We start from the raw sequence: 23,816 nt of genomic DNA, 5'->3' as shown, positions 1-23,816 counted from the left end.
TCTGGATTTCAGTTAGCGGCAGCTGCCGTAGCGGTCCGGGGACGCGCCCGGGCCGCCGCGCCAGCCGGGAGGATTCTCCCAGTTGGTGCCGGGGCCGCCGCGCGGGCCGGGCGGGTTGTTGTCGTTGTCGAACCAGCACTTGGCGCGCGGATTCCACCAGCCGTGGCGAGGGTGGTAGTAGCCGTAGTCACGGTTGAAGTAGTAGCCATTCTTGTAGCGGAACTCGACGCGCTTGCCGTGCCAGCGGTAGTAGCGCCGGTCGGGCGAAGCGCCGGGACCGCCGCGCCAGCCTGGCGGATTCTCCCAGTTGGTGCCGGGCCCGCCGCGCGGACCGGGCGGGTTGTCGTCGCGGTCGTGGCGCTGAGCCAGGGCGGGCGTGACAGCCATGGCGGTCGTCGCCAGGGCCAGCATGGCCAGGGTCTTGAGGCGCTTCATCGGCGTCTCCTCGCTAGTGTTTTGATCCCTCTGGGGTGTTCAACGCGCGAGGTGTACGGCGCAGTTTCCGATGCGCTGATGTTCATGAAAAGTTCTGGCCAACCGCCGGTCTTTCTGCCAGCTTCGCCGCATGACCGAGATCACCCGCTGCACCTGGAAAGGCATGAACGGCGACCCGTTCTACGAGGCCTATCACGACGACGAATGGGGAGTGCCCGAATGGGATAGCCGCGCCCTGTGGGAGAAGCTGGTCCTGGACGGTTTCCAGGCCGGGCTGTCGTGGATCACCATCCTGCGCAAGCGCGAGGCCTTCCGCGCCGCCTTCGCCGACTTCGATCCGGAGAAGGTCGCCCGCTTCGACGAGACCGACCGCGCGCGGCTGATGGCCGACGCCGGCATCATCCGCTCGAACGGCAAGATCGACGCGGCCATTTCGGGCGCGCGGATCTATCTGGACATGCGCGAGCGCGGCGAGGACTTCGGCAAGTTCCTTTGGGACATGGTCGGCGGCGCGCCGATCCAGAACCAGTGGGAGGCCGGCCAGGTCCCGACCCAGACGCCGCTGGCGGTCGACATGGCCAAGGCGCTGAAGGCCAAGGGCTTCAAGTTCTGCGGACCCGTGATCGTCTATGCGTTCATGGAAGCGACGGGGCTGGTCAACGACCACCTGGTGACGTGCTTCCGCCATGACGAGTGCAAGGCGCTGGGGCACCGCCACTAGCGCTTGAACCCCCGTCCGCCCTGACCGAAGCTGCGCCCCTCAAGCGGGGCGAAGCGGCAATGGGTGTCATGACGAAGTTCTCGGGCGTGAGCCTTGCCCTTGTCCTGGCTGCGAGCGCGTCGATGGCGACGGCTGAGCCCCGTACGGCCGGGATCAAGGATCCCGACACCCGGGCCTGGTGGCAGATCGCCGAGGTCCTGAGTTCGGACGCCATGGACGGCCGCGATATCGGCTCGCCTGGTCACGACCGTGCCGGTCGCTGGGTGGCGGACCGGTTCAAGGCCGCCGGCCTGAAACCCGCCGGCGACGACGGGACCTTCTTCCAGGCCTTCCCCGTGCACGAAAGCAAGGTCGAGGCGGCGACGCTCGGCGTGGCCCGCGACGGACGCGAGACGGCGCTGAAGTTCCTGCACGACTTCAGCCTGCGCGCCGCCGACGACCTGCCGCCCGCCTTGGATGCGCCGTTGATGTTCGGCGGCTATTGCCGTCCGGAAGACCTGACCGCCGTGCGAGGCAAGGCGGTGATCTGCTTCGACAGCCGCCGCGCCGGCATGACGACCGGCGGCCAGCGCCTGGCCGCCGCCCAGGCCGCCGGCGCCGTGGCGGTGATCTCGGTGGCCGATCCCTATTTCACCATCGAGCCGGCGCGCTGGCCCGCCGCCTATGCCCGCTCGGTGACGATCAAGGACGGGCCGCCTCCGAAGACCGGCGGCTTCGTGTCGATCAGCCTGGCCGCGCCGGCGCTGAAGACCTTGATCGACGGCTCTGGCCAGGATGCCGACGCGATCCTCAAGGCCGGCGGGACCAAGGCGCCGCTGGCGGCGTTCGATGTCCCGGGTCGGCTGAAGGCCAGCTTCCGCGTCAGCAGCCGCGACTTCACCGCCACCAACGTCCTGGCCGTGCTGCCCGGCGCCGATCCCAGGCTGGCGGCCGAGACGGTGGTGCTGTCGGCGCACCTCGACGGCTACGGCCACGGCGAACCGGTCGCGGGCGACGGTCTCTACAACGGCGCGCTGGACGACGCGGCCTATGTCGGCTCGCTGATCCGTTTCGCCGAACGGCTGAAGGGCAAGCCGCGGAAGCGCACGATCGTCTTCGCGTCCTTCACCGGCGAGGAAAAGGGTCTGCTGGGCGCCAAGTGGTTCGTGCGCCATCCCACCGTCGCCAAGTCCAGCCTGGTGGCCAACATCAACCTCGACCAGCTGCGGCCGCTGTTCCCGCTGAAGCTGATGACCGTGATGGGCCTGGACGAAAGCGGCCTGGGCGAGACCGCGCGGCAAGTCGCGACGACCCAGGGGATCAAGGTCCAGGCCGACCCCGAGCCCGAACGCCGCCTGCTGTCGCGCGCCGACAGCTGGGACTTCATCAATATCGGCGTGCCCGCCGTCGGCTTCGTGTTCGGCTACGAGCCGCGCACCGAGGCCGAGCGCCGCTATCGCGAATGGTACGAGGTTCGCTACCACCGTCCTCAGGACGACATCGGCCAGCCCATGGACTTCGAAGCCGCCGGGGCCTTCAACCGCTTCTTCTACGCCCTGTCGGAGACGGTCGCCAACGCACCGGACCGCCCCGCTTGGCGCGCCGGCAGCCCCTATGCGCCCAAGCCTTGAGACGTCCTAGGGCTTCTGGCTGACCCGCACCCAGTCGACCTCCATCGTCACCGGCAGCACCGCCTCGTCCACGCCCTTGGCGTTCGCGCCCTCGGGCCAGCGGCCGCCGAAGGCGAGATTGAGGATCAGGTGGAAGGGCTTGTCGAACGGCGCCGCGCCCACGGCCTTGTCGTCGCGTTTCCAGTCGACCGCCGTGGCGCGGGCATATTCGCGGCCGTCGACGGACCAGGCGATCGCCTCGGGCGACCACTCGACGGCGTAAACGTGGAAGCTATCCGGCGAGGCAGGCATCGGGACGTTGTGACTGACCTGCCGGTGCGCGCCCGTGGCGTCGCCCGCGAAGTGGATAGTGCCGAACACCCGGTTCTCGCGACCGTCCGCGCAGCCTTCACAGGGCGCGCCGAGGTTCACCGTCTCGAGGATGTCGATCTCGCCGGACCGAGGCCAGCCGCCATAGGCGCCGGCCTCCGGCATCATCCAAATCGCCGGCCAGACGCCCTGGCCACCGGGGACACGGGCGCGGGCTTCGATCCGGCCATAGAGCCAGCTGGCCTTGCCCTTGGTCAGGATCTTGCCCGAAGCATAGTCGCCGGTCTTCATCGGCCCGGCGGGCCCCGCCCAGGGATTGGCCAGGCCCGTGGTCTTGCGCTTGATCGTGGTCAGCCGCAGCACGCCGTCCTTCACGGACACGACGTCGGGACTGTCGGAATAGCACTGCCGCTCATTGTTGCCGCCGCCCCCGCAGTCGACGGCGTGGGACCACTTGGAGAGATCGAGGCTGCTTCCTCCGAACTCATCGGACCAGACCAACTTCCAGCCGTCCTCGGCGAAGGCCGGCCCGGTCACCAGCACGGTTGAAGCGAGCGCAAGGGCGGCGAGTGGACGAAACACGGTCATGGCCGCGACCCTAGGCCGGGCCGCCCAACAATCCCATACCGGCGACATTCCCATCCTCGGCGAACGCGCCTAAACAGCGCCCATGCCGTCCGGACCCGACATGATGCTGGAGCTGGCCTGCGGACAGGGGCCTGTCTGCGGGGTGGACGAGGCTGGGCGCGGGCCGTGGGCCGGGCCGGTCAGCGCCGGGGCGGTGATCCTGGATCCCGACCGGGTGCCCAAGGGGCTCAACGACTCCAAGAAGCTCTCCGCCAAGGCCCGCGCGGCCCTGGAAGAGGAGATCAAGGCCGTCGCCATCGCCTGGTGCGTCGGCATGGCCTCGATCGAGGAGATCGCCGAGCTCAACATCCTGCACGCCGCCGGCCTGGCCATGCGACGCGCGGTCGAGGGGCTTGCGGTGACGCCGGCCTTCGCCCTGGTCGACGGCAACTACGCCTTCAAGCTGCCCTGCCCGATCAAGACCGTGATCAAGGGCGACAGCCTGTCGTGCTCGATCGCCGCCGCCTCGATCCTGGCCAAGGAGGCCCGCGACCGGATCATGGTCGAGATGGACGCGGTCTATCCGGGCTACGGCTTCGCCGGCCACAAGGGCTATCACGCGCCGATCCACGTCGAGGGCCTGCGCAAGCTTGGCCCGTCGCCGATCCACCGCTTGGGTTGGGCTCCGGTGAAGGCTGCCCTGGCTGGCGGCCTCGTCGTGAACGAAGAGCTAGATCTTTGATCGTCCACAGGTTTTGAGTCTGATCAGACTCAAATGGCGACGTCTTGTTCAGGTTAATGGCCCGGTAACCACGTCTGCTCACGTCGCATTTACCAGGAAGACTCATGATTCCGTTCGCTTTCTAAAGGAACGGGACCATGAAGTTCGGGCCGGAAACCATCATCCTGGGCGACTGCATCGAGCAGATGAACGCCCTGCCGGAGAAGTCGGTCGACCTAATCTTCGCCGATCCGCCCTACAATCTGCAGCTGGGCGGCGACCTGCTGCGTCCCGACAATTCCAAGGTCGACGCGGTCGACGACCACTGGGACCAGTTCGAGAGCTTCGCCGCCTACGACAAGTTCACCCGCGAATGGCTGAAGGCCGCCCGCCGCGTCCTGAAGGACGATGGCGCGATCTGGGTGATCGGCAGCTATCACAACATCTTCCGCGTCGGCGTGGCCGTGCAGGACCTGGGCTTCTGGATCCTCAACGACATCGTCTGGCGCAAGTCCAACCCGATGCCCAACTTCAAGGGCACCCGCTTCGCCAACGCTCACGAGACCCTGATCTGGGCGTCGAAGAGCCAGAACGCCAAGCGCTACACCTTCAACTACGACGCCCTGAAGATGGCCAATGACGAGGTGCAGATGCGCTCGGACTGGACCATCCCGCTGTGCACCGGCGAGGAGCGCATCAAGGGCGCCGACGGTAACAAGGCCCACCCGACCCAGAAGCCGGAAGCCCTGCTCTACCGGGTCATCCTGTCGACCACCAAGCCGGGCGACGTGATCCTGGATCCGTTCTTCGGCGTCGGCACCACCGGCGCGGCCGCCAAGCGCCTGGGCCGCAAGTTCATCGGCATCGAGCGCGAGGCCGAGTATCTGGAACACGCCAAGGCCCGCATCGCCAAGGTCGTGCCGATCGCGCCGGAAGACCTGGACGTCATGGGCAGCAAGCGCGCCGAGCCGCGCGTGCCGTTCGGCACCATCGTCGAGAGCGGCCTGCTGTCGCCGGGCGACACCCTCTACTGCGCCAAGGGCAACCACGCCGCCAAGGTCCGTCCGGACGGCTCGATCACGGTCGGCGACCTGTCGGGTTCGATCCACAAGATCGGCGCCCTGGTCCAATCGGCCCCGGCCTGCAACGGCTGGACCTACTGGCACTTCAAGACCGATGCGGGCCTGGCCCCCATCGATGTGCTCCGCGCTCAAGTCCGCGCGGGCATGAACTAACACCGGTAGTGGGGCGAGGCGTCGGCGTAGATCGACGGCTGGACGCGCTGTGGGAAGCGCTGCCCGGCCGATCCGTTAAGACGGATCGCCTTCCCACCGGGGTTCCTAGATCAGCCGCTCCGCCGCGCGGGCGGCCTTGAGGAAGACACTGGGCAGGGCGCCCAGCCCTTCGCGCGGCGTCCAGACGAAATCGCCGGTATTGGCGCCGTCGGCGGCGAACACCCTCAGCGTCAGCGAGAAGTGCGTGAAGACGTGCTCGACCGCGCCCTGGTCACGCCAGGCGGCGGAGACCGGCGCGGCGGCGATGGCCTCGGCGTCGCTGAAGGGTGTCGCACGCCAGTCGCTGGTCGGCAGGCCCAGCATCCCGCCCAGCAGCCCCTTCGGCGGCCGGCGGACCAGGGCGACGTCGTCGCCGCGCGTCAGGACATAGGCCACCCCGTGGCGGCGGGGCCGGTCGCCCTTCTTGGTCTTTCTCGGATAGGTCTCGGGCGCGCCGCCCTTGAACGCCGCGCACCAGGTCGAGATCGGGCAACGATCACACAGCGGCGACTTCGGCTTGCAGACCGTCGCGCCCAGATCCATCAGCGCCTGGGCCCAGTCGCCGGGGCGGTCGTCGGTGACGAGCTCGCCGGCCAGGGCCTTCAGTTCCGGCTTGCTGTCCGGCAGCGGCGTCTCGACGGCGAACAGGCGGGAGATCACCCGCTCGACATTGCCATCGACGACGTTGGCGGCGCGGTCGAAGGCGATGGCCGCGACGGCGGCAGCGGTGTAGGCGCCCACGCCGGGCAGGGCGCGCAGGCCCTCCTCGGTGTCGGGGAAGACGCCGCCGTGCTCGCCGGCCACGGCCCGCGCGCAGGCCAGCAAGTTGCGGGCCCGGGCGTAGTAGCCGAGCCCCGCCCAGGCGGCCATCAGGTCGCCATCCTCGACGGCTGCCAGATCCGACACCGTCGGCCAGCGCTGGGTGAAGCTCAGGAAGTACGGCGTGGCGTGCGGCACGGTGGTCTGCTGCAGCATCACCTCCGACAGCCAGACCCGGTAGGGATCGCTGCGCACGCCGCCGCGTCGGTCGGCCGGACCCACGCGCCAGGCCAGGGTCCGCGCCTGGGCGTCGTACCAGGCCAGCAGGGCCGAGCGGATTTCATCGCGCGCTTTCATCACTCCCTCGCCTACCGCGAAGGACGGCCGTCGTGCTAGCCTGAAGCATGGCCCGCCGCCCCCTGCCCACCGCCGAAGAAGCGCTCGCGATCCTGCGCAGCAAGCGGACCAAGCCCCAGCGCCGCCCACCGCCGCCCGCCGGCAAGAGCCTGGCGCCGCTGCTGAAGGACCTAGAGAACCGTTTCGGCCAGGGTCCGGCCGCCCTGCAGGCCCGCTGGCGCGAGATCGTCGGCGACACCCTGGCCCGGCGCACCGAGCCGGTCCGCATCATCAAGGGCCGCAACGGCGAAGGCGGTGCGCTGGAGCTGCGCGTCGACGGCCCCGTGGCCTCGCTGATCCAGCATCAGGCCCCGCAGATCACCGCGCGTCTCGACATGCTGCTGGGTAAGGGCGCGGTCACTCGCCTGCGCATCGTCCAGGGCCCGGTGAAGGCCGCCGCCGCGCCGGTCGCGCCGCGCCCCCGCCGCAAGCCGCCGTTGGACGCCGCGCTCGAGAAACAACTAGCCGACAGCCTCGCCGAACAACCCGACGGCGGCCTCAAGGACGCGCTGATGAAGCTGGGGCGCGGGGTGCTGCGCGAGCCGCGCTGAAGCCATTGACAACAGCCCTTCCGTCAAGCTGATGCGCCAGTCACGGTGACGCCCTTTTCGCTCGCTAGCGAGAATCGGGCTTAACTTCTCAATCGACCGCCGAAGGGCCAATTCATGCGTTCGCTGATCACCCGCGTCACCCTCGTCGCCGCCCTGGCGGCCAGCCTCGCCGCCTGCGGCCCCACGGGGACCAAGCTCACGGCCGACGACATGAGCATGGGCAACGCCGCCTCCAAGATTACCGTGGTCGAGTACGCCTCGGTCGCCTGCCCGCACTGCGCCGTGTGGAACGAGGAGGTCTTCCCGGCCTTCAAGGCCAAGTACATCGACACCGGCAAGGTCAACTACGTGGCCCGCGAAGCCCTGACCGGCGAACCGACCCTGGCCAACGCCGGCGCCATGCTGGCCCGCTGCGCCGGCAAGGATAAGTACTTCCAGGTCACCGACGCCATCTACAAGGCCCAGCGCACCATCTTCCAGACGGGCGACATGCGCGGCGAACTGCTGACCATCGCCCAGGCCGCCGGCATGAGCGAAGAGCAGTTCAACACCTGCCTCACCGACGAGAAGGCCGCCAAGTCCGCCGAGCGCATCGAGAAGATGATGAAGGCCGACAAGATCCAGGGCACCCCGACCTTCATCGTCAACGGCAAGAAGGTCGGCAGCGAAGAGGGCGGCGAAGTCACCCTGGCTCAGTTGGACGCCGCCATCGCGGAAGCCTCCAAGTAATGGCCCTCGACCGGCGCGCGCTGATCGCTACGGGCCTGGCGTGCGCCGCGGCCCCCGCCGTCGCGCAGGCCAAGCCGTTGCCGGCCCTGCCGGGCGACATGGTGCTGGGTTCGCCCAAGGCGCCGGTCCAGTTCGTGGTCTATGCCTCGGCCAGCTGCCCGCACTGCGCGCATTGGTGGACGGTCGAGCAACCCAAGATCCGCAAGGCCTTCATCGACACCGGCAAGGTGCGGCTGGTCTTCCGCGAGTTCCTGACCCCACCGCAGGAATTCGCGGCCGCCGGCTTCCTGCTGGCCCGCCGCGTGCCGGGCAAGTACTTCGAGGTGCTGACCACGATCTTCCAGCGCCAAGCCGCGATCTATGACAGCGACCAGCTGTTCGAAGGCCTGGAGGCCATCGGCAAGCAGTACGGCCTGACGCACGACCAGTTCGCCGCCGCGCTCTCCGACGAGAAGGCGCTGGAAGCGGTCAATGCCCGCTTCCGCCGCGCGATGGGCGTGGAGAACGTCGACAGCACCCCCACCTTCTTCGTCAACGGCGCGCTCTACGACAGCGAGGCGGACTTCGCCCTGCTCTCGAAGGCGTTCGCGGCCGCGGCGAAGGGCTAGGCCAGGAGGGACCGCGCCTCCGTGCAGTTCCAGCGCCTCCGCCTCTCGGGCTTCAAATCCTTCGTCGAGCCGACGGAGTTCCGGATCGAACCGGGACTGACCGGCATCGTCGGCCCGAACGGCTGTGGCAAATCCAACCTGCTGGAAGCCCTGCGCTGGGTGATGGGCGCCAACTCCGCCAAGGCCATGCGGGCCGGCGGCATGGACGACGTCATCTTCGCCGGCAGCGGCGCGCGACCGCCGCGCAACCACGCCGACGTCACCCTGACCATCGACAACGCCGACCGCACGGCCCCGGCCCAGTTCAACGACGACCCGATCCTGGAGGTCGTCCGCCGCATCGATCGCGGCGAGGGCTCGACCTACAAGATCAACGGCCGCGAGGTGCGGGCCCGCGACGTCCAGCTGTTGTTCGCCGACGCCTCGACCGGGGCCAACTCGCCGGCCCTGGTCCGCCAAGGCCAGATCAGCGAGCTGATCGGCGCCAAGCCGCAGAACCGCCGCCGCATCCTGGAAGAGGCCGCCGGGGTCTCGGGCCTCCACACCCGCCGCCACGAGGCCGAACTGCGCCTGCGCGCCGCCGAGACCAACCTCTCGCGCCTGGAGGATGTGGCCCGCGAGCTGGAGACGGCCCTGAACCGGCTTCGTCGTGAAGCGAGGCAGGCCGAGAAGTACAAGCGCCTGTCGGCCGAGATCCGCGCCGTGCAGGGCGCGGTGCTCTTCGCCCGTTGGACCGAGGCCCGCGATCACCTGGAACGCACCCAGAGGGAAGCCACCGAGGCCGCCCGCCTGGTCGAGGAGACCGCCCGCGCCAGCGCCGCCGCCCAGGTCGCCATCACCGACGCCGAGGCCGCCATGCCGCCGCTGCGGGAAGAGGCGACCATCGCCCAGGCGATCCTGGGCCAGCTGGCCATCCAGAAGGACCGCGCCGAGCGTGAGGCCGAGGCCGCCTCGGCCGAGTTCGAGCGGCTCGGGAGCGACCTGGCCCGCATCGACGCCGACCGCTCCCGCGAGGAGCAGGCCAAGGACGACGCCATCGCCGCGCTGGCGCGCATCGATCCAGAGCTGGAGGAGGTCCGCGCCCTGGTCGCCGCCGCGCCGGAGCGGGGTCCCGAACTGGCCGCCGCCGCCAAGGCCGCCGAGGAAACCCGCGCCACCGCCGAGGCCGCCGTCGAGCAACTGGCCGCCCGCGTCGCCGCCGAGGAGGCGCAAGGACGCGCCGCTGCGGCGCGCCTCTCCGAGGCAGAGGCCCGCGCCAATCGCACCAACCGCGCCCTCGACCAGGCCAAGGCCGAGCGCGCCGCCGTCGGTCCCGAGATCGACCCGGCCGCTGCCGACGCCCGCCAGCGCTTCGCCAATGCCGAGACCGCCCTGGCCGCCGCCCGCGCGGCGCTGGAGGAGGCCGAGAACGAGCGGGTGAAGGCCGCCGAGCAGGAGGCCCAGGCTCGCCAGCTGGCCCGCAGCGTCGAGGACCAGCTGGGGCGCCTGCGCACCGAGGCCCGGGGCCTGGCCCAGCTGACCGCGCCGCGCACCAAGAGCGGCCACGCGCCGGCTCTCGACAGCGTCGCGCCCGACAAGGGCTATGGCGCGGCCCTGGCGGCGGCGCTGGGCGATGATCTGGACGCGGCCCTGGACGCCAAGGCGCCCTCCTATTGGGGCGGCGCCGATGCGCCCGCGCCGGTCTGGCCGGACGGCGCCGAGCCGCTGGCCCCGCTGGTCAAGGCCCCGCCCGCCCTGGCCGCCCGCCTCTCGCACGTAGCCGTCGTGACCCGCGCCAACGGCGACGCGCTGCAGAAGCACCTGAAGCCCGGCATGCGCCTGGTCTCCAAGGACGGCGATCTGTGGCGCTGGGATGGCTTCGTGGCCCGCGCCGACGCGCCCAGGCCCGCCGCCGTGCGGCTGGAGCAGCGCACGCGCCTGTCCGAGGTCGAGGCCGAGATCGACATCATGGCCCCGCGCGCCGAGGCCACTTCCATCGCCCTGAAGTCCGCAGCCGACCGCATGCGCGCCGTCGAGGACCTGCTGCGCGACAAGCGCCGCGGCCCGCCCGACGCCGAGCGCCTGCTGAACGGCGCCCGCGAGCAGGTGGCCAAGTTCGAGCGGGAGCAGGCCCTTCGCGCCGCCCGCGCTCAGTCGCTGGACGACACCATCGCCCGCTTCGAGGCCGAGAAGACCGAGGCGGACGCGGCCCTGGCGCAGGCGCGTGAAGCGCAGGCCGCCGCCGCGACCTCGGGCGACCTGCAACCGCAGCTGGCTGAGGCCCGCCAAGCCTCGGCCCGGGCTCGCGAGGCCGCCAGCGCGGCCCGGACGGCTCTGGACGTCGAGACCCGCGAACGCGCCGGTCGCCAGCGCCGGCTGGAAAGCCTGGAGCGCGACCGCGTCGACTGGGCCAAACGCGCCGAGGCCGCCGGCAAGCGCACGGAATCCCTCGAAGGCGACCGCGTGAAGGCCGCCGCCGCCCTGGAGGCCGCCCGCGAGGCGCCGACGGCGCTGAAGGAGAAGCTGCTCGTTTTGCTGGACGAGTTCGCCGCCGCCGAGGCCCGCCGCGCCAAGGCCAGCGACGCCCTGGAGACCGCCGAGACCACCCGCCTGACCGCCGACCGCACCGCCCGCGCCGCCGAGCAGGCCGCCGGCGAGGCCCGCGAGAAACGCGCCTCCCTGGTCGCCCACCTGGACGGCGCCCGCCAGCGCTTCGCCGAGGTCGCCTCGGCGATCCGCGAGCAGGCCCGCATGGAACCCGAGGAGCTAGGTCGCCACGTCGCCGGCGAGGCCGTGGCCGTGCCGAAGGACGCCGCAGGGGTCGAGGCTCACCTGTTCGCCCTGGAGCGCGAGCGCGACTCCATCGGCCCGGTGAACCTGCGCGCCGAGGAAGAGGCCCAGGAATATGCCGGGCGTCTGGAGACCATGCGCGTCGAGCGCGCCGACCTGTCGGGCGCGGTGACCAAGCTGCGGGCCGGCATCGAGGAGCTGAACGCCGAAGGCCGCGAGCGCCTGCTGGCCGCCTTCGACGTGATCAACGCCAACTTCCAGACCCTCTTCCAGGCCCTGTTCGGCGGCGGCCAAGCCGAGCTGAAGCTGATCGAGAGCGACGATCCGCTGGAAGCCGGGCTGGAAATCTTCGCCTGCCCGCCCGGCAAGCGCATGGCCAGCATGAGCCTGATGAGCGGCGGCGAGCAGGCCCTGACCGCCAGCGCCCTGATCTTCGGCGTCTTCCTGGCCAATCCGGCCCCGATCTGCGTGCTGGACGAAGTCGACGCGCCCTTGGACGATGCGAACGTCGACCGCTACTGCAACATGCTGGACGAGATGCGCCGGCGCACCCAGACCCGTTTCATCGCCATCACCCACAACCCGGTGACCATGAGCCGCATGGACCGCCTGTTCGGCGTCACCATGGCCGAGCGCGGCGTGAGCCAGCTGGTCAGCGTCGACCTGAGCACCGCCGAGAAGCTGGTCGCGGCCTAGCCGCCGAACAAGGCCACCACGGCATGCCGCAGCGGGTTCGTCGGGTCCGCCAGCAGCTTCACCGCCATGGCGCACGAAATCGTCACCAGCAGCGGGCGGATCAGCTTGGGGCCGAAGCGCATGGCCAGGCGCGAGCCGATCTGGGCGCCGAGGAAGGCGCCGACGGCCATGGTCAGGCCGATGGGCCACAGCACCGCGCCCTTCAGGATGAACAGGAACAAGCTGCCCAGGTTGCTGGCGGCGTTGGCCAGCTTGGTGTGGGCCGTGGCGCGCAGCACGCCGTAGCCCAGCAGGGTGACGATCGCGACCATGTAGAAGGCTCCGGCCCCTGGACCGAAGATGCCGTCGTAGAAGCCGATCAGCGGGGCCACGAAACAGGCGAACGGGATCAGCGCCATGCGCGGCGCGACGTCCTCGGTCTTGAGGGCGCGCGAGAGGCCGAAATAGAGGGCGATGACGATCAGCAGCACGGGCACGACGGCCCGCAGCAGCTGTGGCGACAGCAGGCTGGCGCAGAGCGCGCCGCACAGGCCGGCGATCGCGGCGGCGATGGCGACCGGTATGCCGGTCTTCCAGTCGATCATGCCCCGTCGCGCGAAGGCGATGGTCGAGGAGATCGAGCCGAACGAGCTTTGCAGCTTGCTGGTGCCCAGGGCCTGGACCGGCGACAGGCCGGCCAGCAGCAGGGCCGGCAGGGTCAGCAGCCCGCCGCCGCCGGCGATGGCGTCCAGCGTGCTCGCGAGCGTGGCGACAACGAAGAGGGCGACCAGAAGTTCGAAATGGACCGAGCCCACGACGCCTCCCTTCCGCGAAGTCGAAGCCGAAACGAAAACGGGGACCCGAAGGTCCCCGTCCAATCCTTCAAGGGATCAGCTACCCCAGAGGCTGGCCCACTGGTGGGCGCGGTCAGCCTTGCTGTTGCTGGTCTTGCCCAGAGCGCGGAGCTCGTCACGAGCTTGCGCCTTCTCTTCCTTGCGGACGCGCATCTCGGCGGCTTCCGCCGTCTTGCGCTCTTTGCGCTCGGCGCGCTTGACAGCCATGATCGCCTCTTGGCGAGCGACGGCTTCCAGGCGGGCCAGTTCCTTGGCTTCGGCGCGGGCGGCGCGGACAGCTTCGAGTTCGGCGGCGCGAAGCTCTTCACGCTTGTCGAAATCGGGATCCTGGACGGTCGGCTTGGCCTTGAACTTGGCCAGCATGGCCTTCTTGGCTTCCTGCTGCGAGGAAATACGATCGGCGAATCCGGTGTTCTTCAGGTGCGACATGAATCTTCGTGTTGTTTGGAGGCGGCGGCTCTAAAGCCCAGATCGACGAAAAAATCAATGCGTCATCGGGTCCGTCGCCCCATGCCTATGAGGGGCGATGCCTAGAGAGCACGCTTTAGGTAGGAAGGGTTCCCGGGGTTCGGTAGCCCCGTCTTCGCAACTTCATCCGCCAAGAAAGGGGATGGTTTTGCCCCTCCCCGGAGCCAGGGGCTAATTCCTTAAGTATTCCCGCCACTTGACCCGCGAAGCGCTCGCCTTGACGCACCGCAGCGAGGTCTATAGGTTCCGCGCCGATCAAGCCGGCCGGAAATGCGCCTTTTTTGGCGTGTCCGCGGCGTTTTCGGACCTGCCGCTTCCCATGCCCAAGGCCGACGAACCGAACGACAAGGCCTTCAACAGCCTCGACGCTCGGCTCGACGCATTTGAGGCGAAGAAGGCGGCGGAAAGGCCGGTGAAAGCCGCGTCCGAGAAGGCCACCCAGGACGGCTACCGTCTCCTGGCGGATTTGATCGGGGGCGTATTGGTGGGTCTCGGCTTCGGCTGGTTGCTCGACCGCTACGTCCACACGAGCCCCTGGGGCATGGTCGGCGGTCTGCTGATCGGTCTCGGGCTCGCGATATTCTCCATCGTCCGCAAGGCGATGAAAATGAGCGCGCAGGCGTCGGCGCCGTCCCCTCAAGGGAATGCCGGCGGAGACACGGGAGACGGGTCAACCGTCCCCAAGCAGAAGAGAGACTAGGGCCGATGGCCGATCCGATGCACCAGTTCCAGATCAAGAAGATCGTGGAACTGCCCACCGTGACCGTTCCCGGCCTGGGCGCTATCGACCTGTCGATCACGAACTCCGTGTTCGCGATGATGCTGGCCGCCCTGCTGATCATCACCTTCTACAGCCTGGCCGCCCGCAAGGCCGTCGTGCCGGGCCGTCTGCAGGCGGTGGGCGAGATGCTCTACGGACTGGTCGATGGACTCGCGGAGTCGATCATCGGCCACGACGGCAAGAAGTTCCTGCCGTTCATCTTCACGCTCTTCGCGTTCGTGCTGTTCATGAACATCCAGGGCATGTTCCTGGTGTTCACCGCCACCTCGCAGCTGGCCGTGACCCTGACGCTGGGCCTGATGGTCATCCTGACCGTGGTCGCCGTCGGCTTCGCCAAAAACGGCCTGAAGTTCTTCAAGCTGTTCGCCCCGTCTGGCGTGCCCCCGGTGCTGTACATCCTGCTGGTGCCGATCGAGATCCTGTCGTTCCTGATCCGTCCGGTCACCCTGGGCCTTCGCCTGTTCGGCAACATGCTGGGCGGCCACGTGGTTCTGAAGATCTTCGCCGGCTTCGTGATCGCCCTGGGCGGTCTCGGCGTGCTGGGCTGGGCCGGTTCGGCCCTGGCCCTGACCTCGGTCGTCGCCCTGACGGCCCTCGAGTTCATGGTGGCCTTCCTGCAGGCCTTCGTGTTCGCGGTGCTCGCATGCGTCTACATCAACGACGTCGTGCACCTCGACAGCCACTGATCAACCTTTAGTCTTTCCAACAAATACCCTTCCTAAGGAGTCTCTATCATGGACGCTGCTGCAGCTAAGTACATCGGCGCTGGCCTGGCCATGCTCGGCATGATCGGCGCGGGCGTTGGCCTGGGCGTGATGTTCGGCAACTACTTCCAAGGCGCTCTGCGTAACCCGACCGCCGCCGCTCAAGAGCGCCCGATGCTGTTCCTGGGCATGGCTCTGACGGAAGCCCTGGGCATCTTCGCCCTGGTCATCGCCTTCCTGATCCTGTTCTCGTAATCCGACCCCTGGAGCGCGGCGCTTCATCGGAAGCGACGCGCTCCATGCTTTTGTTTTCTCGCGTCCTCCTGACGCCGGCCGTTCCTGGCCAGCTCGGAAGACGCTCTAGCTGAGAGGCGCCTTCGCCCATGGCGACGGAACATCACGGCACGACCGAGACGACTGAAGCCCCCAAGCACGAAAGCGGCGGCCTTCCGCAGCTGCAGTTCGAGCACTGGGGCGGTCAGATCGTTTGGCTGCTGCTCATCTTCGCCGTTCTCTACGTGGTGCTGTCGAAGGGCCTTCTGCCCCGCGTCAGCGGCGCGATCGACGAGCGCGGCGCCAAGATCGCCGGCGACATCGCCGACGCCCGTCGCATGAAGGACGAGGCTGAAGCCCAGGCTCGCGCCGCCGCCACGGAAGTGGCCGAGGCTCGCGCCAAGGCCCAGAAGACCGCCGCGGACGCCAAGGCGAAGGCTTCGGCCGAAGCCGCCGAGCGTCAGGCCAAGGAAGAGGCCGTGCTGGCCGAGAAGCTGGCTGCGGCCGAAGCTTCGATCCAAGCCGCCCGCGACCAGGCCATGAGCCAGGTCCGCGTGGTCGCCGAGGAGACCGCCAGCGCGATCGTCGAAAAGCTGACCGGCAAAGCGGCGACCGCCGCCGAGCTGAAATCGGCCCTGGCCTAAGGAGCTGAAGATGGAACACGAATCCCTGTTCAGCCTCTCGAACCCGGAATTCTGGGTTCTGGTCGCCTTGGTGATCTTCTTCGGCCTGCTGGTCGTGCTGAAGGTCCTGCCGGGCGCGCTGTTCGGCGCCCTCGACGGCTATGCCGCCAAGATCAAGGCCGAGCTCGACGAAGCCCAGAAGCTGCGTGAGGAGGCCCAAGGCCTGCTCGCGGACGTGAAAGCCCAGCGCGAGGAAGCCGAGCGCCAGGCGACGGGCATGCTGGAAGCCGCCAAGGCCGACGCCAAGCGTCTGGCCGAGGAAGCCAAGGAAAAGCTTGAGGAGCAGATCAAGCGCCGCGCCGAAATGGCCGAACGCAAGATCGCCCAGGCCGAGGCTCAAGCCGCCGCCGACGTGAAGGCCGCCGCCGTCGATCTCGCCGCGCAAGCCGCCGAGACCGTCCTGGCCGCCCGCCTCGCCGGCGCCAAGAGCGATCCGCTGATCGACACGGCGATCGGCCAGATGGGCGCCAAGCTGCAATAGCGGCGAGGGTCCGTCGGACAAGACAGAGGGCGCGGATCGCAAGGTCCGCGCCCTTTTTCTTTGCGCTCGCCCGGGGAAGGCCAAGGGGGTGACCAGGGCGGCTCCGGGCATGTAGAAGCGACGGACGCTTCGGCGACGAGACCAGTACAGCGAACCGATCCTCATGCTGCCCACGCCCGGCGATCCCGCGCCCGTCTTCAGCGCCTTCACCCGCGCCAATCCGCGCTACGCGATCGATACGGCCGCGGGCCGCTACCTGCTGCTGGCGCTGGTGGGCGATGGCGACGCGGCGTTCGTCGCGACGGTCGAGGCCCTGCTGGCCGAGCAGGCCGCGCTGCTGACCGGCGAAGCCATCGCCTTCTTCGGCCTGGTCCGCGACGAGGCCGTGTGGTCCGCGCGGGTGGATCAGGTTCCCGGCGTCCGCTGGATGCTGGATCAGGACGGCGCCGCGACCCGGGCCTGCGGCCTGGAGGACGACCGGACGAAATCGGGCTGGCTGCTGATCGATCCCGGCTTCCGCGTCCTGGCCACCCTGTCCCCCGAGGACACCGGCCGGCTCACCGAGATCCTGCCCAACCTGCCCGTCCCGGCCGCTCACGCCGGCGTCGAGCTGTTCGCGCCGGTGCTGGTCGTGCCGCGCGTCTTCGAACCTTCCCTCTGCCAGGCCCTGATAGACGCCTACGAGGCCGACGGCGGCCAGGCTTCGGGCTTCATGCGCGAGGTGGAGGGCAAGACGGTCGAAATCCGCGACGCCAGCCACAAGGTCCGCCGCGACCTCGTCCTGCCGCCCGGCGAGCTGCGCGAGGCCGTCCGCGCCCGCATCCATCGCCGCCTGGCGCCGCAGATCGCCAAGGCCTTCAATTTCGCCGCCACGCGGATGGAGCGCGACCTGGTCGCCTGCTACGACGCCGCCGACCACGGCTTCTTCCGGGCTCACCGCGACAACACCACGGCGGGCACCGCCCATCGCCGCTTCGCCGTGACCATCAACCTGAACGCGGGCGACTACGAGGGCGGCGACCTGCGCTTCCCCGAGTTCGGTCCCAGGACCTATCGGGCCCCGACCGGCGGGGCCGTGGTGTTCGGTTGCGGGCTGCTGCACGAGGCCCTGCCGGTGACCCGGGGCAAGCGCTACGCCTTCCTGCCGTTCCTCTACGACGAAGCTGCCGCCCAGGTGCGCGAGCGCAACGCCGGACATGTCGGGATCGAGGGGTACAGCTACACGGCCAAGCCGGCCGCCCAGGAGGCTTAGACGTCAGCCTAGACGCCAGGCCTAGGCGGGCTTGGCCATCTTCCGCGCCACGTAGCGCTTCACGCGCTTGCGGGTCTTCTTCAGCAGGCGCCAGCGGGCCTTGCGCAGGACCAGCTTCTCGGTGCGGAGCATCTGCTGCCAGACGACCAGCAGCACCTCCGGCTCGCGGCGCATCAGGCGGCGGATCGGGAAGACCAGCTTGGGGTGGCGCTTCTGCCAGCGGATGAAGGTCTTCCGCGCCGCGAACGAGTAGCGCAGCACGATCATCAGTCCAATGACGAGCAGCGGCAGGCCCAGGTGGCCCGGCAGCGGCGTCAGCACCGCGCCGGCCAGGATCACCAGCGTGCCGAAGCCGATGGCGATCCAGCGAAAGGCGCGCGCCGCGGACTCGCGCAGCAGCAGGGCCAGTCGCGCGCGGCGCCGAACCTTGTGCTTGATGTCTATGACGGCGGCGGAGGGACTCACCGCCCGTTACGCTTTAGGGCGCGACGCTTCAACGACTTGCGCCAGCGGACGGCCGCCCGCCACTTGCGCGGCACGATCAGGCGCTCGATGCGCAGGGCTTGTTGCCAGGCCACCAGCACGACTTCGGGCTCGCGGCGCAGCAGGCGACGCAGCGGGAAGATCAGCTTGGGGTGGGCATGCTGGAAGCGGACGAACTGCTTGCGCGCCTTGAACGAGTTGCGCAGCACCAGCATCAGTCCGACCACGGTCAGCGGCAGGCCCAGGGGACCGGGCAGCGGCGCGATCAGCGCGCCGGCCGCGATCAGCACGACGCCCAGGCTGACGAGCCCCACGCGCAGGAATCGCGCAATGAGCTCACGGGCGAGGTCATCGGCGGTGCGGCGGGCGCGCGGCATGGCGAGGGCGAAAGCAGTCATGGGAGGGACAAAACGAGCTTGCGCCTCGCTTGCTCCCTGGAAGATCCAGCTCGCCCCGACGCGCCCTCCCGATATGTGGAGGGATGAGGGCGCCGTAAAGGCGCCCTCTGGTCGCAAGGGGGTATGGAAAATGCTATTCAGCTGCGAGTGGCGCCGCTGCCACAGGTTTCCACCTCAACCGGGGCTTGCGGGCGGCCTGGGTCTCGTCCAGGCGCTTGAGCGGCGCATGGTAGGGCGCGCCCTTGAACCGCTCGGCGTCGCCGGCCTTGGCGGCGCCCGCGAGCGCGCGTAGCGCCGCGATGAAGCGATCCAGTTCCTGCTTGCTCTCGGTCTCGGTCGGCTCGATCAGCATCGCGCCGTGGACGACCAGCGGGAAGTACATGGTCATCGGGTGGAAGCCCTCGTCGATCATCGCCTTGGCGAAGTCGAGCGTGGTCACGCCGGTGCCTTCCAGCCAGGCGTCGTCGAACAGGGCCTCGTGCATGCACGGGCCTTCTGGGAAGGCCGGGCTCATCACGTCCTTCAGCTGGGCCTTGATGTAGTTGGCGTTGAGGACGGCGTCCTCGGCCACCTGACGCAGGCCGTCGGCCCCGTGGCTCAGCATGTAGGCATAGGCGCGGACATACATGCCCATCTGGCCGTGGAAGGCGCTCATGCGGCCAAAGGCCGTCGCGGCCCCCTCCTCGCCGGCGTGCTCGACCATCGAGAAGCCGTCGTCGCCGTGGGTCAGCCAGGGCGTGGGCGCGAAGGCGGCCAGGGCTTCCGACAGCACCACCGGACCCGCGCCCGGACCGCCGCCGCCGTGGGGCGTCGAGAAGGTCTTGTGCAGGTTGATGTGCATCGCATCGACGCCCAGGTCGCCGGGGCGGACCCGGCCGACGATGGCGTTGAAGTTGGCGCCGTCGCAGTAGAAGTACGCGCCCGCCGCGTGGGTCAGGCGCGCGATCTCGACGACGTCGCGCTCGAACAGGCCGCAGGTGTTGGGGTTGGTGACCATGATGGCGGCCACGTGGTCGCCGAGCTTGGACTCCAGGTCCGCCAGGTCGACGCGGCCGTCATCGGTCTGGGCGATCTCGACGACGGTGTAGCCGACGAAGGCCGCCGTGGCCGGGTTGGTGCCGTGGGCGCTGGTCGGGGCCAGGACGGTCTTGCGGTGGCCGTTGCCGGCCGCCTCGTGGGCGGCGCGGATGGCCAGCAGACCGCACAGCTCGCCGTGGGCGCCGGCCTTGGGGCTCAGCGCGACGGCGGGCATGCCGGTCAGGGTCTTCAGCCAGTGGGCCAGGCGGTCCATCAGCTGCAGGGCGCCCTGCACGGTCGACTGCGGCTGCAGCGGGTGGATGTCCGAGAAGCCCGGCAGGCGCGCCATCTTCTCGTTCAGGCGCGGGTTGTGCTTCATCGTGCACGAGCCCAGCGGATACAGCGCCAGGTCGATGGCGTGGTTCTTCTGGGACAGGCGCACGTAGTGGCGGACGGCTTCCGGCTCCGACAGACCCGGCAGGCCGATCGGCTCGGCGCGCAGCAGGCCGGCCAGATCGCTCGAAGGGGCGGTGGCGGCCGGCAGGTCGACGCCGGTCTTGTTCCAGCCGTCCAGTTCGAAGATCAGGGCCTCGTCCTGCAGCAGACCGCGACCGCCGGTCAGGGTCTCGTGACCACCGGCATCATTGGCGGCTTCGGGGCGCGTGGGGCGGCCGACGTTGTTCATGCTCATTGGCCCACCACCTTGGTCAGAAGCTTGGCGAAGAAAGTGATGTCGATATCCAGCGTGGTCTCGGTGGCCGCGACCAGCAGCACGTCGTCCAGGCCCGCGCCCGCGTCGAGGCGCGAGAACGGCACGCCAGCGATGACGCCGTTGTTGGCCAGGGTCTCGACCACGTCGGCGGCCTTGCCCGGCACGCGGATGGCGAACTCGTTGAAGAAGCGCGGGGTCAGGATTTCAACGCCCGGCACGGCCTTCAAGGCGTCGCGCAAGGCGACCGCCTTCTGGTGGTTCAGGGCCGCCAGTTGGCGCAGGCCGGTCTCACCGAGCAGGCTCATGTGGATCGAGAAGGCCAAGGCGCAAAGGCCGCTGTTGGTGCAGATGTTCGACGTGGCCTTGTCGCGGCGGATGTGCTGCTCGCGGGTCGACAGGGTCAGCACGAAACCGCGCTTGCCGTCGGCGTCGACCGTCTCGCCGCATAGGCGGCCCGGCATCTGGCGAACGAACTTTTCCTTGCAGGCGAAGAGGCCGACATAGGGGCCGCCGAAGTTCAGGCCGTTGCCGATCGACTGGCCCTCGGCCACGGCGATGTCGGCGCCCATCTCGCCGGGCGACTTCAGCAGGCCGTACGAGACGGCCTCGGTCGTCACCACGATCAGCAGCGCGCCGGCCGCGTGGGCGGCTTCGGCGATCTTCGTCACGTCGGTGACCGTGCCGAACACGTTCGGGGTCTGGACGACGACGCAGGCGGTGTCGGCGTCGATGGCGGCGATCACCGCATCCTCGGCGTCGACGGCCGCGGGCATGGCCTGGGTCGTGACGCCGGCCGCGTGGGCCAGGGTCTCGATGGTCTCGACATAGTGCGGGTGGACGCCGCCCGACATCACCGCCTTGTTCCGGCGGGTGACGCGCTGAGCCATCATCACGGCCTCGGCCGCGCCGGTCGAACCGTCATAGAGCGAGGCGTTGGCCACCTCCATGCCGGTCAGGGCCGCGACCTGGGTCTGGAACTCGAACAGGACCTGCAGGGTGCCCTGGGCGATTTCCGGCTGGTAGGGCGTGTAGCTGGTCAGGAACTCCGACCGCTGGATGATGTGGTCGACCGTGGCCGGCACGTGGTGGCGATAGGCGCCGGCCCCGCAGAAGAACGGTCCCTCCCCCGCGGCGCGATTGCGACGGGCCAGGCCCGCCATCTCGCGCTCGACTTCGATTTCGCCGGCGTGCAGCGGCAGGTCGACGGTTCCGTCGCGGCGGGCCGAGGCCGGCACGTCGATAAAGAGGTCGTCGATCGACTTCACGCCGATCGCGCCGAGCATCTCGACGCGGTCTTCGGGGGTGAGGGGAAGGTAGCGCATACTGATCCGCCGTTAGGGTCTGGAGAACAGCCGGGAGAGCCAGCTCTTCTTGCGGGGGGATGGGTCCGAAAGCGTCGGGCTACGGGAGTCCGACCAGGTCTCGAACGCCGGGGCGAGGGCCGCGTGTAGCGCAGCCGCACCGATCACCGGCTCGATGGGTAGAAAGTCTTCAGGCGGCCGACCGTCATTACCCGGCGTGCGCAAAGCACGAGCAGCGCCATCGGTCGGCAGGATAAACGACGCCGTGGCCTCGGCCAGGGCGAAGAGCGCTTCGGCGACGCCCGGCGTCAGGCCACGCAACGCGGCCATGCCGTCGAACCAATCGAAGCAGCCGCCGTCGCGAGCGACGATCTCGACACCATCCCGCTGCGCGCCGACGGACGCCAAAGCCGCCTCGATCGCCTGATCGAAAGCCGCTTCGGATGGCGTAGCGTCGGAGGCCTGCAGGAAGACGTCGAAGCTCATCTGGTTTTACAGCGTGCTCAGGAACGCTTCGTACGCGTCGCGGTCCATCAGGGCGTCGACCTCGGCAGGGTTCGACAACTTGATCTTGGCGAACCAGCCGCCGCTTTCCGGCAGGGCGTTGACGGTTTCCGGCGCATCGCCCAGCTCGGCATTGCCTTCGACGACTTCGCCCGAGACCGGAGCGTAGACGTCCGAGGCGGCCTTGACGCTCTCGACGACGGCGAGGTTCTCGCCCTGCTTCACGGTCTTGCCGGCTTCCGGCACTTCGACGAACACCACGTCGCCCAGCTGCTCGGCGGCGTAGGCGGTGATGCCGACGGTGGCCACGTCGCCTTGGACGATGACCCATTCATGATCTTTGGTGAAACGCATCTCTGTCGGCCCTTGATTAGAGTTTGCGGACGTAACGATTGGCGACGAACGGGGTAGCCACGACCTCGGCGGCCGCCTGCTTGCCACGAACGATGACCTTGAGCTTCGTGCCCACGGCCGCATAGGCCGGAGGGGCGAAACCGATGGCGATGGGGAAGCCCAGGCTAGGCGCGAAGCCGCCGCTGGTCACCTTGCCGATGACATTGCCGGCTTCATCGGCGATCTCGGCGCCTTCGCGGGCGGGGGCGCCTTCCAGCACCTTGAGGTTCACGCGGACGCGCGACAGCTCGCCGGCCAGCTCCTTGCCGATCCGGGCCGCGCCCAGATAGTCGCCGGCCTCGCGGCGCGACTTGCCGACGGCGAAGTTCAGGCCGCCCTCGATCGGCGAGACGGTCTTGTCCAGGTCATGACCATAGAGCGGCAGGCCGGCTTCCAGGCGCAGGCTGTCGCGGGCTCCCAGGCCAATGGGGCGCACGCGCTCGTCGGCCAGCAAGGTGTTCCAGATGCGCTCGGCGGCGTCGGCCGGAACCGAGATCTCGTAGCCGTCCTCGCCGGTATAGCCCGAGCGCGAGATGATCGCGTCGACGCCGAAGGCGGTCAGCGCCACGGTGTCCATGAACACCATCTGGGCGGCTTGTGGAACATGGGCGGCCAGCACGGCGGCGGCCTCGGGACCTTGCAGCGCCAGCAGCGCGCGATCCTCAAGGCGGGTCACCGTGGCCTCGCCGGCCAGGGCCTGCGCGATGATCTTGTAGTCGTTGTCCTTGCAGGCGCCGTTGACCACCACGAACAGGCCGTCGTCGTCAGGACGCGCGGTCATCAGGTCGTCGATGACCCCGCCCTCGGCGTTCAGCAGCACGCCATAGCGCTGCTTGCCGGGCTTCAGGCCCTGATAGTCGGCCGAGACGACCTTCTCGAAGCTCTTGGCCGGGTTCTCACCGCGCAGGCGGGCCTGGCCCATGTGCGAGACGTCGAACAGGCCGGCGTGCTCGCGGGTCCAGAGGTGCTCTTTCAGCACCCCGTCCTTGTATTGCACCGGCATGGAATAGCCCGCGAACGGCACCATGCGGGCGCCGAGCGCCACGTGGGCGTCGTACAGCGGGGTCTTCTTGAGGTCTTGATCGGACACTGGTGCGGGCTCCAAGCGGGGTCGGCGACGGGACCGGCGTCCGCCGGCAAGTCGCCCCCGCTGTCCCTTGGACCTGAGAGATTCCGGCCTTCCCCCTCTGCTGTTTGGGGTCAGCCTTGCTCCTTCGGCGAGCCGCCCTTTCGGGAGACTACTTTCCAGCGTTCCTAAACCCGCGCGGTCCTTTTGCCTGAGCGTTTCCGGGGCGGTTGCGCCTTCGGCCTCGGGATCGAATCCCGATGTCTCCCGCGAGGGTCGAGGGGGTCAATGCGGGAGGGTCACTCTAGAGTCAAGCTGGACC

The 23,816-nt window shown here is 69.1% G+C and carries 26 protein-coding genes and 1 riboswitch; of the genes, 14 read left to right on the top strand and 12 right to left on the bottom strand.

Going from position 1 to position 23,816, the window contains the following annotated elements; translation table 11 throughout:
- Positions 1-12: 12 nt before the first annotated feature.
- Positions 13-435: a hypothetical protein gene (locus AC07NN_RS01055; RefSeq protein WP_494637298.1), complete on the bottom strand. Its 423-nt coding sequence runs from the start codon at positions 433-435 to the stop codon at positions 13-15.
- Positions 436-565: 130 nt separating this feature from the next.
- On the opposite strand from AC07NN_RS01055, the gene AC07NN_RS01050 reads away from it, so the two are divergent.
- Positions 566-1,156, top strand: coding sequence for a DNA-3-methyladenine glycosylase I (locus tag AC07NN_RS01050; protein WP_494637297.1), 591 nt, complete (start codon positions 566-568; stop codon positions 1,154-1,156).
- A gap of 122 nt (positions 1,157-1,278) precedes the next feature.
- A complete protein-coding gene (locus AC07NN_RS01045) occupies positions 1,279-2,766 on the top strand; it encodes a M28 family peptidase (protein ID WP_494637296.1) in 1,488 nt (495 codons plus the stop codon).
- Between the two features lie 6 nt (positions 2,767-2,772).
- Here AC07NN_RS01045 and AC07NN_RS01040 read toward each other — a convergent pair whose 3' ends face one another.
- The gene (locus AC07NN_RS01040) at positions 2,773-3,657 is read right to left on the bottom strand and encodes a glycoside hydrolase family 16 protein (protein ID WP_494638157.1); all 885 of its coding nucleotides are present in this window, start codon (positions 3,655-3,657) and stop codon (positions 2,773-2,775) included.
- Positions 3,658-3,745: 88 nt separating this feature from the next.
- Here AC07NN_RS01040 and rnhB point away from each other — a divergent pair, with 88 nt between their 5' ends.
- Entirely contained in the window at positions 3,746-4,384 is a 639-nt protein-coding gene (gene rnhB / locus AC07NN_RS01035) for a ribonuclease HII (RefSeq protein ID WP_494637295.1), read from the top strand.
- Between the two features lie 137 nt (positions 4,385-4,521).
- Complete coding sequence (locus tag AC07NN_RS01030) at positions 4,522-5,598, top strand: site-specific DNA-methyltransferase (RefSeq protein ID WP_494637294.1); 1,077 nt, start codon at positions 4,522-4,524, stop codon at positions 5,596-5,598.
- A 105-nt stretch (positions 5,599-5,703) separates the two neighbouring features.
- On the opposite strand, the gene mutY is transcribed toward AC07NN_RS01030, so the two are convergent.
- Positions 5,704-6,753 carry an A/G-specific adenine glycosylase gene (gene mutY / locus AC07NN_RS01025; RefSeq protein ID WP_494637293.1) on the bottom strand — a complete coding sequence of 350 codons (1,050 nt, stop codon included), beginning with the start codon at positions 6,751-6,753 and terminating at the stop codon, positions 5,704-5,706.
- A gap of 47 nt (positions 6,754-6,800) precedes the next feature.
- Between mutY and AC07NN_RS01020 the strand changes: the two genes are divergently transcribed.
- The 4 genes from AC07NN_RS01020 to AC07NN_RS01005 all read left to right on the top strand — a co-directional run bounded on the left by AC07NN_RS01020 (position 6,801) and on the right by AC07NN_RS01005 (position 12,145).
- Complete coding sequence (locus AC07NN_RS01020) at positions 6,801-7,343, top strand: DUF721 domain-containing protein (RefSeq protein ID WP_494637292.1); 543 nt, start codon at positions 6,801-6,803, stop codon at positions 7,341-7,343.
- Between the two features lie 114 nt (positions 7,344-7,457).
- The gene (locus AC07NN_RS01015; RefSeq protein ID WP_494637291.1) at positions 7,458-8,072 is read left to right on the top strand and encodes a DsbA family protein; all 615 of its coding nucleotides are present in this window, start codon (positions 7,458-7,460) and stop codon (positions 8,070-8,072) included.
- The gene (locus AC07NN_RS01010; RefSeq protein WP_494637290.1) at positions 8,072-8,680 is read left to right on the top strand and encodes a thioredoxin domain-containing protein; all 609 of its coding nucleotides are present in this window, start codon (positions 8,072-8,074) and stop codon (positions 8,678-8,680) included. The genes AC07NN_RS01015 and AC07NN_RS01010 overlap by 1 nt, the downstream gene beginning before the upstream one ends.
- Before the next feature lie 21 nt (positions 8,681-8,701).
- Complete coding sequence (locus AC07NN_RS01005; protein ID WP_494637289.1) at positions 8,702-12,145, top strand: chromosome segregation protein SMC; 3,444 nt, start codon at positions 8,702-8,704, stop codon at positions 12,143-12,145.
- Here the strand turns inward: AC07NN_RS01005 and AC07NN_RS01000 are convergent.
- Complete coding sequence (locus AC07NN_RS01000) at positions 12,142-12,915, bottom strand: TSUP family transporter (protein WP_494638155.1); 774 nt, start codon at positions 12,913-12,915, stop codon at positions 12,142-12,144. The two genes, AC07NN_RS01005 and AC07NN_RS01000, sit on opposite strands and share 4 nt — an antisense overlap.
- A gap of 99 nt (positions 12,916-13,014) precedes the next feature.
- Positions 13,015-13,407, bottom strand: a complete 393-nt coding sequence (locus tag AC07NN_RS00995; protein WP_494637288.1) for a DUF6481 family protein — start codon at positions 13,405-13,407, stop codon at positions 13,015-13,017.
- 358 nt (positions 13,408-13,765) lie between these two features.
- Between AC07NN_RS00995 and AC07NN_RS00990 the strand changes: the two genes are divergently transcribed.
- The 6 genes from AC07NN_RS00990 to AC07NN_RS00965 all read left to right on the top strand — a co-directional run bounded on the left by AC07NN_RS00990 (position 13,766) and on the right by AC07NN_RS00965 (position 17,620).
- Complete coding sequence (locus AC07NN_RS00990; protein ID WP_494638153.1) at positions 13,766-14,146, top strand: AtpZ/AtpI family protein; 381 nt, start codon at positions 13,766-13,768, stop codon at positions 14,144-14,146.
- A gap of 5 nt (positions 14,147-14,151) precedes the next feature.
- Positions 14,152-14,913 carry a F0F1 ATP synthase subunit A gene (locus AC07NN_RS00985; protein WP_494637287.1) on the top strand — a complete coding sequence of 254 codons (762 nt, stop codon included), beginning with the start codon at positions 14,152-14,154 and terminating at the stop codon, positions 14,911-14,913.
- A gap of 48 nt (positions 14,914-14,961) precedes the next feature.
- A complete protein-coding gene (locus tag AC07NN_RS00980) occupies positions 14,962-15,186 on the top strand; it encodes a F0F1 ATP synthase subunit C (protein ID WP_004615714.1) in 225 nt (74 codons plus the stop codon).
- Between the two features lie 128 nt (positions 15,187-15,314).
- On the top strand, positions 15,315-15,848 hold the full coding sequence (locus AC07NN_RS00975) for a F0F1 ATP synthase subunit B family protein (protein WP_494637286.1): 534 nt from the start codon (positions 15,315-15,317) through the stop codon (positions 15,846-15,848).
- A gap of 10 nt (positions 15,849-15,858) precedes the next feature.
- Entirely contained in the window at positions 15,859-16,368 is a 510-nt protein-coding gene (locus AC07NN_RS00970; RefSeq protein ID WP_494637285.1) for a F0F1 ATP synthase subunit B, read from the top strand.
- Positions 16,369-16,531: 163 nt separating this feature from the next.
- Complete coding sequence (locus AC07NN_RS00965) at positions 16,532-17,620, top strand: 2OG-Fe(II) oxygenase family protein (protein ID WP_494637284.1); 1,089 nt, start codon at positions 16,532-16,534, stop codon at positions 17,618-17,620.
- 21 nt (positions 17,621-17,641) lie between these two features.
- Here the strand turns inward: AC07NN_RS00965 and AC07NN_RS00960 are convergent, their stop codons facing one another.
- The 7 genes from AC07NN_RS00960 to gcvT all read right to left on the bottom strand — a co-directional run bounded on the left by AC07NN_RS00960 (position 17,642) and on the right by gcvT (position 23,533).
- Positions 17,642-18,085 (bottom strand): hypothetical protein, encoded by a 444-nt coding sequence (locus AC07NN_RS00960; protein WP_494637283.1) that lies wholly within the window; start codon positions 18,083-18,085, stop codon positions 17,642-17,644.
- The gene (locus tag AC07NN_RS00955; protein ID WP_494637282.1) at positions 18,082-18,501 is read right to left on the bottom strand and encodes a hypothetical protein; all 420 of its coding nucleotides are present in this window, start codon (positions 18,499-18,501) and stop codon (positions 18,082-18,084) included. The genes AC07NN_RS00960 and AC07NN_RS00955 overlap by 4 nt, the downstream gene beginning before the upstream one ends.
- 133 nt (positions 18,502-18,634) lie before the next feature.
- On the bottom strand, positions 18,635-20,209 hold the full coding sequence (gene gcvPB, locus AC07NN_RS00950; RefSeq protein ID WP_494637281.1) for an aminomethyl-transferring glycine dehydrogenase subunit GcvPB: 1,575 nt from the start codon (positions 20,207-20,209) through the stop codon (positions 18,635-18,637).
- On the bottom strand, positions 20,206-21,552 hold the full coding sequence (gene gcvPA, locus AC07NN_RS00945) for an aminomethyl-transferring glycine dehydrogenase subunit GcvPA (protein WP_494637280.1): 1,347 nt from the start codon (positions 21,550-21,552) through the stop codon (positions 20,206-20,208). The genes gcvPB and gcvPA overlap by 4 nt, the downstream gene beginning before the upstream one ends.
- 12 nt (positions 21,553-21,564) lie before the next feature.
- A complete protein-coding gene (locus tag AC07NN_RS00940) occupies positions 21,565-22,017 on the bottom strand; it encodes a hypothetical protein (RefSeq protein WP_494637279.1) in 453 nt (150 codons plus the stop codon).
- A 6-nt stretch (positions 22,018-22,023) separates the two neighbouring features.
- A complete protein-coding gene (gene gcvH / locus AC07NN_RS00935; RefSeq protein WP_494638151.1) occupies positions 22,024-22,428 on the bottom strand; it encodes a glycine cleavage system protein GcvH in 405 nt (134 codons plus the stop codon).
- The gene (gene gcvT / locus AC07NN_RS00930; protein WP_494637278.1) at positions 22,406-23,533 is read right to left on the bottom strand and encodes a glycine cleavage system aminomethyltransferase GcvT; all 1,128 of its coding nucleotides are present in this window, start codon (positions 23,531-23,533) and stop codon (positions 22,406-22,408) included. Before gcvT ends, gcvH begins: the two co-directional genes overlap by 23 nt.
- A 150-nt stretch (positions 23,534-23,683) precedes the next feature.
- Positions 23,684-23,774: riboswitch (glycine riboswitch) on the bottom strand.
- Positions 23,775-23,816: the final 42 nt, after the last annotated feature.

It is taken from the genome of Caulobacter sp. GW821-FHT09H08 (assembly GCF_059415885.1).
This window is presented reverse-complemented; position numbering and strand designations above follow the sequence as displayed.

Bases quoted from the DNA above. Each gene is read 5' to 3' on its own strand.
- mutY (WP_494637293.1), bottom strand. From the start codon at position 6,753: ATGAAAGCGCGCGATGAAATCCGCTCGGCCCTGCTGGCCTGGTACGAC.
- AC07NN_RS01015 (WP_494637291.1), top strand. From the start codon at position 7,458: ATGCGTTCGCTGATCACCCGCGTCACCCTCGTCGCCGCCCTGGCGGCC.
- rnhB (WP_494637295.1), top strand. From the start codon at position 3,746: ATGCCGTCCGGACCCGACATGATGCTGGAGCTGGCCTGCGGACAGGGG.
- AC07NN_RS00990 (WP_494638153.1), top strand. From the start codon at position 13,766: ATGCCCAAGGCCGACGAACCGAACGACAAGGCCTTCAACAGCCTCGAC.
- AC07NN_RS00965 (WP_494637284.1), top strand. From the start codon at position 16,532: ATGCTGCCCACGCCCGGCGATCCCGCGCCCGTCTTCAGCGCCTTCACC.
- AC07NN_RS00955 (WP_494637282.1), bottom strand. From the start codon at position 18,501: ATGACTGCTTTCGCCCTCGCCATGCCGCGCGCCCGCCGCACCGCCGAT.
- AC07NN_RS01050 (WP_494637297.1), top strand. From the start codon at position 566: ATGACCGAGATCACCCGCTGCACCTGGAAAGGCATGAACGGCGACCCG.
- gcvPA (WP_494637280.1), bottom strand. From the start codon at position 21,552: ATGCGCTACCTTCCCCTCACCCCCGAAGACCGCGTCGAGATGCTCGGC.
- AC07NN_RS00985 (WP_494637287.1), top strand. From the start codon at position 14,152: ATGGCCGATCCGATGCACCAGTTCCAGATCAAGAAGATCGTGGAACTG.
- AC07NN_RS00980 (WP_004615714.1), top strand. From the start codon at position 14,962: ATGGACGCTGCTGCAGCTAAGTACATCGGCGCTGGCCTGGCCATGCTC.
- gcvPB (WP_494637281.1), bottom strand. From the start codon at position 20,209: ATGAGCATGAACAACGTCGGCCGCCCCACGCGCCCCGAAGCCGCCAAT.
- AC07NN_RS00940 (WP_494637279.1), bottom strand. From the start codon at position 22,017: ATGAGCTTCGACGTCTTCCTGCAGGCCTCCGACGCTACGCCATCCGAA.
- AC07NN_RS01030 (WP_494637294.1), top strand. From the start codon at position 4,522: ATGAAGTTCGGGCCGGAAACCATCATCCTGGGCGACTGCATCGAGCAG.
- AC07NN_RS01045 (WP_494637296.1), top strand. From the start codon at position 1,279: ATGGCGACGGCTGAGCCCCGTACGGCCGGGATCAAGGATCCCGACACC.
- AC07NN_RS00975 (WP_494637286.1), top strand. From the start codon at position 15,315: ATGGCGACGGAACATCACGGCACGACCGAGACGACTGAAGCCCCCAAG.
- AC07NN_RS01055 (WP_494637298.1), bottom strand. From the start codon at position 435: ATGAAGCGCCTCAAGACCCTGGCCATGCTGGCCCTGGCGACGACCGCC.
- AC07NN_RS00995 (WP_494637288.1), bottom strand. From the start codon at position 13,407: ATGTCGCACCTGAAGAACACCGGATTCGCCGATCGTATTTCCTCGCAG.
- AC07NN_RS00970 (WP_494637285.1), top strand. From the start codon at position 15,859: ATGGAACACGAATCCCTGTTCAGCCTCTCGAACCCGGAATTCTGGGTT.
- AC07NN_RS01020 (WP_494637292.1), top strand. From the start codon at position 6,801: ATGGCCCGCCGCCCCCTGCCCACCGCCGAAGAAGCGCTCGCGATCCTG.
- AC07NN_RS01010 (WP_494637290.1), top strand. From the start codon at position 8,072: ATGGCCCTCGACCGGCGCGCGCTGATCGCTACGGGCCTGGCGTGCGCC.